Raw genomic sequence first — 14,578 nt, 5'->3', positions numbered from 1 at the left:
GCTATAGGATATTCTCAAACAGATGACAACCCAGTCCGGAGGTGAGATGTATCATCGAATGACTCACGAGACGCAGTCCAATCCCTTATTGCCGGGCTATATGTTCAATGCTTATCTGGTCGCCGGCTTGACGCCGATTATCGCCGGCGGCCCGCTGGACTTTTTTATCGATCGTCCCGACGGCATGAAAGGCTATATTCTCAATCTGACCATCAAGGGCCAGGGTAAAATTTTTGAAGGCGACCGGTCGTTTGTCTGCAATCCCGGCGATTTATTGCTGTTCCCGCCCAAGTCCGCCCACTATTACGGCCGTTCTCCCGACAGCGACAGCTGGTATCACCGCTGGGTCTACTTCCGGCCGCGGGCTTATTGGGCCGACTGGCTGGAGTGGCACAGTAAAATCCATGATGTCGGCCGCCTGTCGCTGGGCAACGATACCCTGCTTACCGAATTCGACCGGCTGTTGGCCAATATCGAGCAGACCCAGCGCTCCGGCCGCCGTTTCTCGGAAGAATTGGGGATGAACCTGCTGGAGCGCATGCTGCTGCGCGCCATGGAGGAAGATCCGCAAAGCCCCAGTAAAATCATGGACCCGCGCATTATCGAAGCCTGCCAGTTTATTACGGGCAATCTTTCCGGCGAACTGCGCATCGATGAGGTGGCTCGCCACGTTTGCTTGTCGCCGTCCCGCCTGGCCCATTTATTCCGCGAGCAGGTAGGTATCAATATCCTGCGCTGGCGCGAAGATCAGCGGGTGATTCGCGCCAAACTGCTGTTGCAGACCACGCAGGAATCCATTGCCACCATCGGCCGGGTGGTGGGTTATGACGACCAGCTTTATTTTTCCCGCGTTTTCCGTAAACGCGTCGGGGTGAGTCCCAGCGATTTCCGCCGTCGCAGCAGCGAGATAAATTATCCCGGGCGCAGCATACAGGCCGCTCATAATTGGCAGTTGCAAAGCGAAAAAGCTATCGGGGGTTAAGCGTTTATTGATACTGTAAGTCCGGTACAAGCTGCCCCCGGTGCCCATGTAGCGGGGCACCATTGATGGGTGAAAAAGGCTAATTAAAAAAATCAGCCAACACAGAGGGAACCACGATGGCAGAAAATATCGGTGTCGGACTTATTGGTTATGGCTTCGCCAGCAAAACGTTTCATGCGCCGTTAGTCAGTTCCACCCCCGGACTGGCGCTGGCGGCCATTTCTTCCAGCGATGCGGGCAAAGTGCATGCGGATTGGCCCGGGGTCAAGGTCAGCGACGATCCCACCGCGGTGATTAACGATCCGGCGGTCGAATTGGTTATTATCCCCACGCCCAATGAAACCCATTTTCCCTTGGCCAAGCAGGCGCTGCTGGCGGGTAAACACGTTATTGTCGATAAACCGTTTACCGTGACGCTGTCACAAGCCTATGAGCTTAAACAGCTGGCGGAAAGCCGCGGCGTGCTGCTGTCGGTATTTCATAATCGCCGCTGGGACAGTGATTTTTTGACGGTAAAACAATTAATTAACGACGGTATTTTGGGCGACGTGGTCTACTTCTCATCGCAATATGACCGTTTCCGTCCGCAGGTGCTCCAGCGCTGGCGCGAACAGGCGGGGGCGGGCAGCGGCATCTGGTACGATCTGGCGCCGCATCTGCTCGATCAGGCGGTGCAACTGTTCGGCATGCCGGTGGCGGTGAATGTGGATTTGGCGCAACTGCGCCATGGCGCGGTTACCGATGACTATTTCCACGCCACGCTCATCTATCCGCAGCGGCGCGTGGTCCTGCACGGCGGCATGCTGGCGGCGGCGCAAACCCCGCGCTTCACCATCCACGGTACGCTGGGCAGCTACGTTAAATTCGGCCTCGACCCGCAGGAGAGCCGGCTTAAAAACGGCGAGCATCCGCCGCAAACCGACTGGGGCGTCGATAGTCTGGACGGCGTGCTGACCCTGGCGCAGCACGACGGCGCATTGCGCCAACAGCAGGTGCGCACCCAGCCCGGCAACTATCCCGCCTATTATGCCGCCATCCGCGATGCGATCCGCGGCGAGGGCGCCAATCCGGTGACCGCGGCCTCCGCTATCCAGGTGATGGAGCTGATAGAATTAGGCGTTTCCTCCTCGGAGCAGAAAAAAACGTTGGCGGTCAAGAACGGTTAATGACAAGGTAAGGGTTTTCGGGCGTTCTGTGTAGCGCCCGGGTTCTTGACGTTGGTAAGGGTAGTGACATGTCGTGGTTGCAACGTTTGCGGATAGACAAGTTTTTGTTAGTGCTGGTGATGGTGGTTATTCTGGCATCGCTGTTTCCTTGCCGGGGGGTGATAAAAGTTTTCTTTGAATATCTCACCACCGCGGCCATCGCGCTGCTGTTTTTCATGCACGGCGCCAAATTGTCCCGCGAGGCCATTGTCGGCGGCATGGGGCATTGGCGCCTGCATCTGGTGGTGTTTCTCAGCACCTTTGCATTATTCCCTCTGCTGGGCATCGCCATGAAGGTGTTCGTGCCTTCGCTGCTGTCATCGCCGGTCTACATGGGCTTTCTTTATCTGTGCGCCTTGCCCGCGACGGTTCAGTCCGCCATCGCGTTTACCTCGGTGGCGGGCGGCAACGTCGCCGCCGCCATTTGCAGCGCCTCCGCCTCCAGCATCCTGGGGGTGTTTCTGTCGCCGGTGCTGGTGGGGTTGCTGATGCATACCCAGGAGGGCGGTTCGACTAATATCCTGCATGCCATCGGGTCCATTATCCTGCAGCTTATGTTGCCCTTTGTACTGGGCCATTTATCGCGACCGCTAATCGGCAAATGGGTCGCCCGGCATAAAAAACTGGTGAATGTCACTGACCGGTCATCAATATTGCTGGTGGTGTACACCGCCTTCAGCGAAGCGGTGGTAGGGGGCATCTGGCACCAGATTACCGGCTGGTCGCTGGTTTCGATCCTGGTGTTTTCGCTGGTCCTGCTGGCCATCGTGCTGGCGATGAATACCTGGACGGCGCGCTGGCTTGGCTTTAATACCGCCGACGAAATCACCATAGTGTTCTGCGGCTCGAAAAAAAGCCTGGCCAACGGTATTCCCATGGCCAACGTGCTATTCCCGGCGGCGGCGGTGGGGACCATGGTATTGCCATTGATGATTTTCCATCAGGTGCAATTAATGATCTGCGCCGTACTGGCGGCGCGCTATGCGCGTAAACAGGCGGCCCTTGCCGGCGATGCCGTGCCGGATAAGTCCCGCGCCGGGTGAGTCGGCCCGGCGGCCACCGGCTATCGGCTGGAACACCAGGCCTTGATGAGCACATCAAGGCCTGGTTGTACTTAAGGGCTGGCTGAATACTAGAAAATGAAATGCTAAAAAACACGATATCCGCTTATCCCCTCTCTATAATATTTATAATTTGTTAAATTCATGGGGTGAACAGGTCACCACGCTGGCCTATGGCGATTTACAGAACTGGAATTTCCCCAATCGATATTACACCAGTCGCTACGGCGGAACATCCAGTGCGACCCCGTTGGTCGCCGCAGTGCTGGCGGTAGTCCAATCCTATGCCAAAAACAAATACCAGACTATTTTCAATTGCCGTCAAATGCACGATATTATGATTTTTTCCGGATACCGGCAGGCCGCGGGCGAGGGCATTGGCTTTCGGCCTAACACCGTCGCCAGCCTGGATCGCGTCGACCAGCTATTGGACCGCTGGATCATCAGGCCCTGGAGGAATAATGTTTTTTATCCGGTTGGCGCGCTGGTGACTTTCAGCGGGTCAATTAGCCAGTGCCTGGTCGCCCATACTTCTCCCAGCGGATTTGCCATACCGGCGCAGATTCAATACTGGCGGGTCGTTCCTCCCTGGACATTTCCCCGATTCTACGCCGTGGGTGAGCGGGTAAGCATCGACGGGCGCGTGTTCCAGAACCGGTTAGCGCATACTTCGTCCTCGGCTAGCAGGCCATCGTCACCTGCTACCGACAATCTCTGGCTGCCAATACCCGCTTAAGGGGGGAATCAAGCCGTTCAGGCCCGTCCTGCGACCTTATCAAGTATCCTTCGTTTCTCGCTTTCACTTAAAAACGCGATAGCCAAGCCATTTTTTTGCGCGCTGAGCATCTGGGCATCGGTCAGGCCCGCCGCCGGCGCGGCCACCCGATACTCGTAATCGATATCTATGCCTTGGACCGCCGGGTCGTCCGAGTTGATGGTGGCGAGAATACCGTGTTCAAGAAATTGCTTCAGCGGATGCTGGGCGAGGGAGGGGACGGTACTGGTCTGCAGGTTGGACGTCAGGCAGCTTTCGATGCCGATGCCGTGGTCGGCCAGGAAATCCATCAGGCGCGGATCTTCAATGGCGTTGACGCCATGGCCGATACGCTCCGCCCCCAGTTCATGTATGGCCTGCCAGATGCTTTCCGCGCCGGCGGCTTCGCCTGCATGTACGGTAATGCGCAGGCCGGCGTCACGGGCGCGGGTAAAATGACTTAAAAACAGGCTGCCGGGGAAACCCAGCTCATCACCGGCCAGATCCAGCGCGGTAATCCGATCGCGATGGGCAAGAATCGCCTCCAGTTCATCCAGGCAGGCATTTTCACCAAAAGTGCGGCTCAAAATACCTATCAGGCGCACCTCGATGCCCGTTTCAGCGCAGCCGGCGCGCACCCCGTCAATGACCGCCTCCACCACGCCCTGCAAGGGGAGCTGATGCTTCATTGCCATATAGTACGGAGAGAAACGCAGCTCGGTATAATCCAGGCCCACCGCGGCCGCGTCCTGTACATTCTCATAGGCCACCCGGCGGCAGGCATCAAGGGAGCCCAGCACCGCCACGCCCCAATCCAGCTTTTGCAAAAAGCTCACCAGATCCGGCTGGGGTTGGGTGACCTGCACATGGTTTATCAGATCGCCGAGGTTATCGGCGGGTAAAGCCATACCGAACTGACGGCCCAGTTCAAGAATGGTTTGGGCGCGGATATTGCCGTCAAGATGGCGGTGGATATCCGTCAGGGGTAAGCGTTTATCAATCATTGGAGCGCACTCAATTAGCGGATTATGCCCTGATTATAACTTGTTTTAATCTCACTGGCAGGTCAGACATTTAAGCCGCGGAACGGACGAATGTCCCATAATGGGAATAGATAACAGGGTAATAGAGGTAGCCGGTGGGCCGATGGAAGGAACCCCGGCCGAATAACCGGGGGGTACTCAGAGTATCGCGGGTTAAGGCTGCGGAACCGGCACCGCCTGCGGGTCGCTATCAGGCAGGCCGAACATGCCGAACAAACCAACAAAATTTTGCAGGGACATTTTCTGGCCGTTCAGATTAACCTGGTTGTCGGCATACTGAAAACTGCTGGTCAGGGTATTGTCCTTGACGGTGGTCAATTTGAACATCTGGCCCATGGCCGCCACACCCTGTACCTGCTGCTTAGCCAACTTCTGCGCGTCGTCGTCGCCGTATCCCTGGAGCTTGCCTAACTGGGTGGTCAGTTCGGTGGCCATATCCAGCGGAACGGTGAGTTTGGCATCAATCTTATTGATGAACTGCAGCCACGGCAGACCGGTGGTATTGGCCGCTGCGGGCTGTTGGGACACATCATTAAGATTAAGGGACAGGTTAAAGGCGCTTTCGCCCTTGCCGTTTTTCCAGCTGAGCGGCGCAATGGTCAGATAAGGGCTGCCTTTAAGGGCGGTAGGGAGATGCTGCAACAGCGCCTGGCTGATTTGCTGTTGTTGCACCGCGGGGTCGGCCTGGCCGGTTTGCTGCATAATCTGCTGCACCTGGGCCTGATACTCCTGGCCGAACTGGGCTATAGCCTTGGGATCGAGATTGGACAGTTTCAAGACCAGCTTGCCCGAACCGAAATTTTGTCCCTGTACATGCAGGGCATCCAGGGCGTAGGCCACCTGGACGTTGAGCTTATCATTTTCTTCATTGGCGCTGGTGATTTGCGACAGGTTATCGGTGGCGAGAATATCCTTGCCATCGATATTATACGTCAGCGTTTTTACCTTCATGGTATTGTCGCCGATGCTGTAATCCAGCTTGCCTTTATGGGTGTTGCTGTCGAGGCTGAAATCTTGCAGGGTAACCTGTTCGTGCTGCTGCCATTGGTTTTCGCTGCCGATGACCAGGCTGCCGATCGTGCCGTCGAGCGCGACCTTATCCATATTATGGTCGATGGCGGCATTAAAAGTGCCGCCATTGGTGCGCAGCACGGTAGTCGCATTTTTAAAGTCCAGCGCCAGCACATCGATTACCGATACCGTATCGCCGCTATAACCCACCCTGGTTACCGCGTTCACCGGTGATTTGCCCTGGCTGGCATCCAGCAGCGGTTTAACCAGCGGCGTATTGTCCAACTGGCTGCGCACCGACGCCATGCTGGGGATCAACACGCCTTTTTTCAATTGGCTGAAAGGGAAGGGGCCGTGATCGATAGCTTCGTTGATCACCAGCCGGTCACCGGGCTTCAGCGGCTTATTATCGCCGGTGGAACCATCTGAAACTAAAACGACATTTACCCGGCTGGAGAACAGGCGGCGCCGGTAATCCTCGACCACTAACTTAACGCCGATTTCAGGAAAAGCGGCTTTGATCCGGGCATTGGCATCGTCCAGCACCGAAGGCAGGCGCTGCTCAAACTGTTTGCCGGTGTACCAGGCGGCGCCGGTCCATGCCGCGCCCAGCACTACGATAACGCCGACCGCTACGAGAGTTTTCTTCATAGTCTGTTCATCCTTATTATTATGTCCTGTTCCAAATCGCCTGACCGCCCCGGGGCGCAGGCCAAACAACAGTATTCATACGGGCTGCCGCCGGCATCCGCTACTAATCATAGCAACTGGCGGCGGAACTGGCCCATAGACAATCAAAGATCGTTGTACACCCGGGCCAATTGACCCGTGCCGCTGACATTCACCGGCGAATCCTGCGCGGTGATAAAGGCGGATTCACCCGGTTTAAGGGTTAGCGATGCCCCTCCTTGTTCCAGCACCGCCTGGCCTTCCACGCAAAACAGGATGGCCGCGCTTTGCTGCGCCAGCGGCTGCGGCTTGGCGGACAGGCTATGGAGCGAAAAGGCAAAGTCTTCCACCGGAATGGGAAAGTCGAGCGCGCCGTCGCGGTGTTCCGGCTGCGTCAGCAAGTCGGCCTCCGGTTTGGCGACAAACTGCACGTTAGCCAGCAGTTCGGGCACGTCGATATATTTTGGCGTCAGCCCGGCGCGCAGGACATTATCGGAGTTGGCCATCACCTCCAGCGCCACGCCGTGCAGATAGGCATGCGGCGTCTGGGCATACAGGAACATGGCCTGACCCGGTTGCAGGGTAATGACATTCAATAGCAGGGGGGAAAACAGGCCGCTGTCGTCCGGGTAATCCCCGGCAATCATGCCGATGGTGTCCCACGGCTCGCCGTGCTGGTGCCTGAGGGTGGTTTTCAGTACATCTATCGCCAGCGATTTTTCCTTGCCGGACATAGTCAGCAAATCGCCGAACAGCTGCGCCAGATGCTGCGGATCGGGGTGCTGTAAAAAAGCGGCGATGGACGGGTGGGCGCCGGCGACCGGTTGCAGTAGCGACACGATGGCGCTGATTTCGCGAAACCCGTTCATGGCCTGGAACGGCGTCAAGGCAAACACCAGTTCCGGCTTGTGGTTGGGATCTTTGTAATTGCGGTTGGCGGCATCCAGCGCCACCCCCCGGCTGTTTTCCAGCGCAAAACCCCGCTCCGCGGCGGATTTGCTGGGATGGACCTGGATGGATAACGGTTCCTGCGCGCATAATACTTTGAATAAAAAAGGCAGTTCGCCGAAACGCGCGGCGACCGCTGCGCCCAGACAGGCCTGCGGCCGTTGCGCTATATACTCCCGCAGGGATATTTCTTTACCCTGCTCATCGGCGATGCGCGAGCTGCTTTTGGGATGAGCGCCCATCCATAGTTCGGCCATTGGCCGCATCTCGGGGTTGGGGATGCCGTACAAACGGGTCAGGGTATCAGTGCTGCCCCAGGCATAATTTTGTACGGAGTTAATCATCTTTTTCATCGGTTTACTGCCCCTACAGAGTTCAATTCAAATTGTAATAACGCGAGCCGGTCGCATAATGTTAAGCTTTTCTCAGGCACTATACTATCAACGTCATTATATCAACGTCATACTATCGATGCCCGCGTCTGCTTGGAACCGCTGCCGGGCAGGAGATTGATCTTTAGGAAGAATACCAGGAGGAAATCATGACAGCTACACGCGTTGAAAAAGATTCCATGGGTCCGGTTGAAGTCCCCGCAGAGCGTTTATGGGGTGCGCAAACGCAGCGTTCCCTCGAACATTTCCGCATTTCCAGCGAAAAAATGCCGCCGGCATTGATTGATGCACTGGCGCAAACCAAGCGAGCCGCGGCGCAGGTAAATAAAGATTTGGGCCTGCTGCCCGCCGATCGCGCCGATGCTATTATCAAGGCGGCGGACGAAGTGCTGGCCGGCCAGCATCCCGGCGAGTTCCCGCTGGCGATTTGGCAGACGGGGTCGGGCACCCAGAGCAATATGAATATGAACGAAGTGCTGGCCAACCGCGCCAGCGAATTATTGGGCGGGCAGCGGGGCGATGCGCGGCTGGTCCATCCCAATGATGATGTCAATAAAAGCCAGAGCTCCAATGATGTTTTCCCCACCGCGATGCACGTGGCGGCGGTGGTTGCCCTGCGCGAACATTTGATCCCGCAGTTGAAGCGTCTGCGCGAACAACTGGCCAAGAAATCCGCCGCGTTCAGCGATATCGTTAAAATTGGCCGTACCCATTTGCAAGACGCCACGCCGCTGACGCTTGGCCAGGAAATTTCCGGCTGGGTCGCCATGCTGGATCACAGCTTGATCCATATCGAACAAAGCGTGCCGCATCTGTGCGAGCTGGCTTTAGGCGGTACGGCGGTAGGCACCGGCCTCAACACCCACCCGGAATATGCGGTACGCGTGGCCAAAGCGCTGGCTGAACTCACCGGCCATCCTTTTGTCACCGCCCCCAACAAATTTGAAGCCCTGGCCGCCTGCGACGCGCTGGTGCATGGACACGGGTCCCTGAAGGGCCTGGCCGCGTCGCTGATGAAAATCGCCAATGATGTGCGCTGGCTGGCATCAGGTCCGCGCTGCGGCATCGGCGAAATCAGTATTCCGGAAAACGAACCGGGCAGCTCCATTATGCCGGGCAAGGTCAACCCGACCCAATGCGAAGCCATGACCATGCTGTGCTGCCAAGTATTGGGCAACGATGTGGCGATTAATATCGGCGGGGCGTCCGGCAATTTCGAGCTTAATATCTATCGTCCGATGATTATCCATAATTTCCTGCAATCGGTTCGGTTATTGGCTGATGGCATGGATAGCTTTAATCATCATTGTGCGGTGGGTATCGAACCTAACCGCGACCGCATCGACCAATTGCTGAATGAATCGTTGATGCTGGTTACCGCGCTTAATACCCATATCGGTTATGATAAATCGGCCGAAATCGCCAAAAAAGCCCATAAAGAAGGGTTAACCCTGAAAGCGTCCGCGCTTAAACTGGGGTACCTGACCGAAGCGCAATTTGACGAGTGGGTACGTCCCGAGGATATGGTCGGTACGTTAAAGGCGTAACCGCCAGGGTTACGTTCCGCGCCCGGTATGCCTCTCTGGCTGCCGGGCATTTTAGGTTATGTCGCTACATACAAATGCAGCCGCTCAATTAATAAATGCGCGGGCAGTCCCGCCGGTTTGTATTTGTGCCCGATCGCCGCCCGATTATAATTCAGCAATTCTCCCAACTGCGGTACGCTTGGCGGCATGGACGCGCCGTTATCGCACCGGCATAAGACAATCAGCGGGGAAGGGCAGGCATACTGCACCTGTTTTTGCTGGTCCTGGTACCACACCCGGGCGATGGGCTGTACTTTCACCGGCCGTTTGATTTTGAGCTTTACGTCAGGAGGCAATTTGCTTACCTGGTCAATCTCCATCCTGACGCGCTCCGCCCACTGCGCTTTGTCATAAGGGGGTACCGCCCGACCGGCGGCTAGGCTTTTTTGCAGCATGTCCAGCACCTGCCGGCGGGTCAGATTATTGATGACCTGTTTATTGGCCCAGCCAAAACGGACGCTCCACGGATCGGTGATTACTTGCAGGGAACGGTAAGCGCTCAGGGTTTTTAATCCACGCAAGTGCGTATGCACAAATTCAAAGCGCTGTTCGGGCGGTAGTTGCGATTCAACCGTAATGAGATGGGACAGGTCGGCTTTAAGCTGATTAACGGTGGTTATCAACGACAGGGCGCTGTGGTACTGCCCCGGGTCAACGGCGAAACAGAGCGCCCCCGGCAACCGTATGGCGATCTTGGCGCTGGTATTTTGCTTTTGATGATAGATAAACATGCGGTCGAAGTGGGCCAGACCGACATCCAGGGCCGCCTGGCCCGCATGTTGAATAACCTCGATGGTTTCTATGGCATCATGCTCCCGGCCTTTTTCCACCTCCGGCAGCTCAAACACCCGTCCGGCCAGTAAACGAAACCCGGCCAACAGATCCTGCAAGGTCTTAAGCTGGCTTTGCAACTGGTTAAAGCCGTGGTTGAGCCGGTCAACCAGATCGAGTGAAGTCATAAGCTGCGCGCTCGTATGGGAAGGATGCATTATTAATAACACGCTTTAGTTACAACATCCAATGTATTCTGCACATTATCCTTAATGCCAGCCACTGCGTCACTTGCGCTTACCAGCGCGGAAAAAGGGCAGGTCCGGCCCGTAAATAACCGGACCGCGGCATGCATGAGGGAAAGAGGCCAGACGGAATCAGATGGCGCGCAGTTCGGGAAGTTTGCGCAAGCGCTGGGCTACCGCTATTCCAAGCGCCAATAAGATAGCGATAAACACCACCACGCCGGTCCAGGCGAAACTATGCCAGAAAAATCCCCCGAGGGTGCCCGACACGCTGGAGCCAACGTAATAACAAAACAGATACAGAGAGGACGCTTGTCCTTTGGCGCGCCGCGCCCGGCGGCCGATCCAGGCGCTGGCGGTGGAATGCCCGGCAAAAAAACCGGCGGTAAACAGCATCATGCCGAAAAGAATCATCACCAGCGAGTCGAACCAGGTCAGCATTAAACCACACAGCATGATCAGCATCGATACCAGCAATACCGGGCCGCGGCCATAACGTCCCGATAGGCTGCCGGCCCGCGGCGAACTGTAGGTGCCGGTCAGGTAAACCAGGGACAGCAATCCCACCGTTGCCTGGCTGAGAAACCAGGGACCCGCGAGCAAACGATAACCAATATAGTTAAACAGCGTGATAAACGACCCCATTAATAAAAAACCTTCGATAAATAACAGCGGCAACCCCGCATCGCGGAAATGCAGCCGGAAATTAATCGCCAGGGTGCGCGGTTTGAGGGCCGTGGGGCGGAAATGGCGGGAGGCGGGCAGGATACGCCAGAACATCAGCGCCGCGGCAAGCGCCAGTACCCCGATGGCGCCGACGGCGATGCGCCAGGAAAAAAAATCGGTCAGTACGCCGCTGATCAACCGCCCGCTCATACCGCCGATGGAGTTCCCGCTGATATAGAGCCCCATGGAAAACGCCACTACGCTCGGATGGATTTCTTCGCTCAGATAGGTCATGGCCACGGCGGCGACGCCGCTCAGCGCTAAACCTATCAGCGCGCGAAACACTAAAATACCCTGCCAGCTGGTCATAAAAGCGCTGATGATGGTAAATACCGCCGCCAGCAACAATGCCACGACCATTACCGGTTTTCTGCCCATGGCGTCCGATAGCGGGCCGGTGACCAGCAGCCCCAGCGCCATCAGGCCGGTAGCCAGCGACAAGGATAAACTACTGGTGGCCGGCGATACGCCGAAATCATGGGATAACACCGGCAAGATGGGCTGGACGCAATAGAGCAGGGCGAAGGTAGCAAGTCCGGCGGAAAATAATGCCAGGGTTAACCGGATAAATTGTGGGGTGCCGCGTTTGATAAAGGGGGATTTTGGCGTCGGGGAATGGCCGGCGACGGGCAATGCGGGCGTCTCAGGCGCTGGCGCCGTAGTACGCAAAAGGGTGGTCACGATTAATCCTTAGACAAGTCGGCGAATCTACAATGCATCGATGAAGAACGTTTTGAAAATAATAGGAAAAAGCGGGTTTGTTGTCTAATATATTAATAATCTCAATTGATATGTTTAAAATATGAATATCGAATTGCGCCACCTGCGTTATTTTATCGCCGTCGCGGAAACGCTGCATTTCGGCCGCGCCGCCGAACAGCTGCATATTTCCCAGCCGCCGTTAAGCCAGCAAATCCAGATACTTGAACAGCAAGTCGGCGCACGCCTGCTGGACCGCAATAACCGCAATGTCCGACTGACCCCGGCGGGTAGGCAATTCCTGCAAGAAGCCTGGCTGATCGTCGAACAGGTCAACCAGGCCGCGGAGCGGGCCGCCAGAATCCACCGCGGCGAATTAGGGGAGATCACGATTGGATTTACCTCCTCGACGCCGTTTAACCAGCGTATTTCGGCAAGCTTGCTGGCTTTTCGCCAGCAACATCCCGCCGTGCATATCCAAATGGTCGAGACGAACACCAAGCAACAAATCGAACCGTTGCTTAACGGCAAATTCGACATGGGGGTTATGCGCAATACGCCCTTGCCGGACGCGCTGACTTACCGGCTCTTGTTGCGCGAAGCCCTGGTGGCGGTGGTGCACCAGGATCATCCCCTGGCCGGCGCGTTAAACGGCAAAATCAGTATTCGGCAGTTAGCCAGCGAGCCGTTTGTCTTTTTTGATCGCCAGGTGGGCACCGCCTTGTACGATGAAACGCTGCTGCTGCTCAAACAATTTGCCATTACGCCCTATATCACCCAGGAAGTGGGCGAGGCCATGACCATTATCGGCCTGGTTTCCGCCGGCTTGGGCGTGTCTTTACTGCCGGCTTCTTTTTCCCGCATCAAAATTGATAGCGTGCGTTATCTCGCATTGGACGAACCCGAGGCCAAGACCGAAGTCTGGCTGGTTACCCATCGGCAGCGCGAGCTTTCCGCCTCCGCACAGATGCTGATCAATTTAATGCTGAGGCAATAGTGTTATGATTTGCGCAGGAAGTGTGGATCACGCGGCTGTGTCAGGGACAATGACGGCCCTGACCGGGGTATTGTGTGCGGTAAATCACATAACTAATCAAATATTTGACGGCTAAAATGAAAAGTCACAACATAGCCCCAATATATTATTTTATAGCGTGAAAATATCAGGAGCAAGGTGAGTGATTGGCCATGGTCAACCTGGGCATATCGATCAGATCAAACAGACTAATGCGGGAGTGGTCTATCGCCTGATTGATACGTTTGGCCCTATTTCGCGTATCGCCTTGTCCAAGCTGGCCCGGCTCGCGCCCGCCAGCATCACGAAGATAGTCCGTGAATTGGTCGAAGCCCATCTGGTAACCGAAACCGAATATCAGGAAAACGGCCTGCGCGGCAGGCCGGCCATCGGACTGGTGGTAGATACCCAAGCCTGGCATTTCCTGGCGGTGCGTATTGGCCACGGCACCATAACCTTGGCGCTGCGTGAGCTCAGCAGTAAATTGATCGTCGAGGATACCTTGCCGCTGCCGGCCCAGGCGCCGGAGTCTTTATTGGTTCGGCTGCTGCGGATTATCGATCACTTTTTTATCCGCCATCAACAGCAGTTGGAACGGCTGACCGCCGTTGCGGTAACCCTGCCGGGTATTATTGATGCCGCGGCGGGCACGGTGCATCGCATGCCGTGGTATAACGTCGATAACATGGCCCTTGGGCCGGCGCTCACCGAACATATCGGGGTACCCGCCTATTTGCAGCATGATATCTGCGCCTGGACCATGGCCGAAGCGCTTTATGGCGCGGCGCGGGATTGCAACGACGTCATCCAGATCGTCATCGATCATAATGTCGGCGCCGGCGTGATTACCGGCGGCACCTTGCTGCACGGCAGCAGCCGCAGCCTGGTGGAGATCGGCCACACCCAGGTGGAACCCTATGGCAAACGCTGTTATTGCGGCAACCGCGGCTGCCTGGAGACGGTGGCCGGCATTGAAAGCATTCTTGAGCTTACCCGCCAGCGCCTGGCGCTGAATATGAATTCTTCCATGAACGGCTCGCCGGTCAGCGTTGAAACCCTTTGCGAGGCGGCCATGTCCGGCGATACGCTGGCCCGCGACATTATTGTCGGCATCGGCAATAGCGTGGGACGAATATTGGCCATTATGGTCAACCTGTTTAATCCTGAAAAAATCCTGGTGGGCTCGCCTTTGAATCTCGCCTCGGATATTCTTTTTCCGGTCATCCTCGCCAATATCAGGCAACAATCTTTGCCAGATTACAGCAAAGATATTACCGTTCAGGCCACGCGTTATAAAAACCAGGGCACTATGCCGGCCGCGGCATTGATTAAAGATGCGCTCTACGATGGCTCGCTGTTATTGAAATTGGTACAGGGATAAGGCTTAACGAGGAAATATTGCGCTAACGCAAGCTGCGCCGGCGCCGTATCGGGTACATTTTAGGTTAACCCTTTACCTTATCCAAACATG

12 protein-coding genes are annotated in these 14,578 nt (G+C 56.2%); 7 read left to right on the top strand and 5 right to left on the bottom strand.

The window, feature by feature from the left end; translation table 11 throughout:
- Positions 1-46 precede the first annotated feature (46 nt).
- The 4 genes from araC to ACL2XP_RS13080 all read left to right on the top strand — a co-directional run bounded on the left by araC (position 47) and on the right by ACL2XP_RS13080 (position 3,984).
- Positions 47-982 (top strand): arabinose operon transcriptional regulator AraC, encoded by a 936-nt coding sequence (gene araC, locus ACL2XP_RS13095; protein WP_413738928.1) that lies wholly within the window; start codon positions 47-49, stop codon positions 980-982.
- Between the two features lie 116 nt (positions 983-1,098).
- On the top strand, positions 1,099-2,148 hold the full coding sequence (locus ACL2XP_RS13090) for an oxidoreductase (RefSeq protein WP_413738927.1): 1,050 nt from the start codon (positions 1,099-1,101) through the stop codon (positions 2,146-2,148).
- A gap of 68 nt (positions 2,149-2,216) precedes the next feature.
- Positions 2,217-3,230 carry a bile acid:sodium symporter family protein gene (locus tag ACL2XP_RS13085; RefSeq protein WP_413738926.1) on the top strand — a complete coding sequence of 338 codons (1,014 nt, stop codon included), beginning with the start codon at positions 2,217-2,219 and terminating at the stop codon, positions 3,228-3,230.
- Positions 3,231-3,381: 151 nt separating this feature from the next.
- Positions 3,382-3,984 (top strand): S8 family serine peptidase, encoded by a 603-nt coding sequence (locus ACL2XP_RS13080; RefSeq protein WP_413738925.1) that lies wholly within the window; start codon positions 3,382-3,384, stop codon positions 3,982-3,984.
- A gap of 17 nt (positions 3,985-4,001) precedes the next feature.
- On the opposite strand, the gene add is transcribed toward ACL2XP_RS13080, so the two are convergent.
- From add to manA, 3 genes are all read right to left on the bottom strand, one after another.
- Entirely contained in the window at positions 4,002-5,006 is a 1,005-nt protein-coding gene (add, locus tag ACL2XP_RS13075) for an adenosine deaminase (RefSeq protein ID WP_413738924.1), read from the bottom strand.
- A gap of 192 nt (positions 5,007-5,198) precedes the next feature.
- Positions 5,199-6,707 (bottom strand): YdgA family protein, encoded by a 1,509-nt coding sequence (locus tag ACL2XP_RS13070; protein WP_413738923.1) that lies wholly within the window; start codon positions 6,705-6,707, stop codon positions 5,199-5,201.
- 143 nt (positions 6,708-6,850) lie between these two features.
- Positions 6,851-8,026, bottom strand: a complete 1,176-nt coding sequence (gene manA / locus ACL2XP_RS13065; RefSeq protein WP_413738922.1) for a mannose-6-phosphate isomerase — start codon at positions 8,024-8,026, stop codon at positions 6,851-6,853.
- Positions 8,027-8,214: 188 nt separating this feature from the next.
- Between manA and fumC the strand changes: the two genes are divergently transcribed.
- The gene (gene fumC / locus ACL2XP_RS13060) at positions 8,215-9,612 is read left to right on the top strand and encodes a class II fumarate hydratase (RefSeq protein ID WP_413738921.1); all 1,398 of its coding nucleotides are present in this window, start codon (positions 8,215-8,217) and stop codon (positions 9,610-9,612) included.
- A 56-nt stretch (positions 9,613-9,668) separates the two neighbouring features.
- Here the strand turns inward: fumC and tus are convergent, their stop codons facing one another.
- Both tus and ACL2XP_RS13050 read right to left on the bottom strand, forming a co-directional pair.
- Complete coding sequence (gene tus / locus ACL2XP_RS13055) at positions 9,669-10,610, bottom strand: DNA replication terminus site-binding protein (RefSeq protein ID WP_413738920.1); 942 nt, start codon at positions 10,608-10,610, stop codon at positions 9,669-9,671.
- A gap of 189 nt (positions 10,611-10,799) precedes the next feature.
- Entirely contained in the window at positions 10,800-12,074 is a 1,275-nt protein-coding gene (locus ACL2XP_RS13050) for an MFS transporter (RefSeq protein WP_413738919.1), read from the bottom strand.
- Positions 12,075-12,195: 121 nt separating this feature from the next.
- Between ACL2XP_RS13050 and ACL2XP_RS13045 the strand changes: the two genes are divergently transcribed.
- Both ACL2XP_RS13045 and ACL2XP_RS13040 read left to right on the top strand, forming a co-directional pair.
- Positions 12,196-13,089 (top strand): LysR family transcriptional regulator, encoded by an 894-nt coding sequence (locus ACL2XP_RS13045; protein WP_413738918.1) that lies wholly within the window; start codon positions 12,196-12,198, stop codon positions 13,087-13,089.
- A gap of 181 nt (positions 13,090-13,270) precedes the next feature.
- On the top strand, positions 13,271-14,488 hold the full coding sequence (locus tag ACL2XP_RS13040; protein WP_413738917.1) for an ROK family protein: 1,218 nt from the start codon (positions 13,271-13,273) through the stop codon (positions 14,486-14,488).
- Positions 14,489-14,578 lie beyond the last annotated feature (90 nt).

Origin of the sequence: Sodalis sp. RH21 (assembly GCF_047324175.1) — a bacterium.
In the GTDB taxonomy this organism is placed as follows: domain Bacteria; phylum Pseudomonadota; class Gammaproteobacteria; order Enterobacterales; family Enterobacteriaceae; genus Acerihabitans.
Note: the sequence above shows the minus strand (reverse complement) of the source record. Positions and strands in the feature narration are given on the sequence as shown.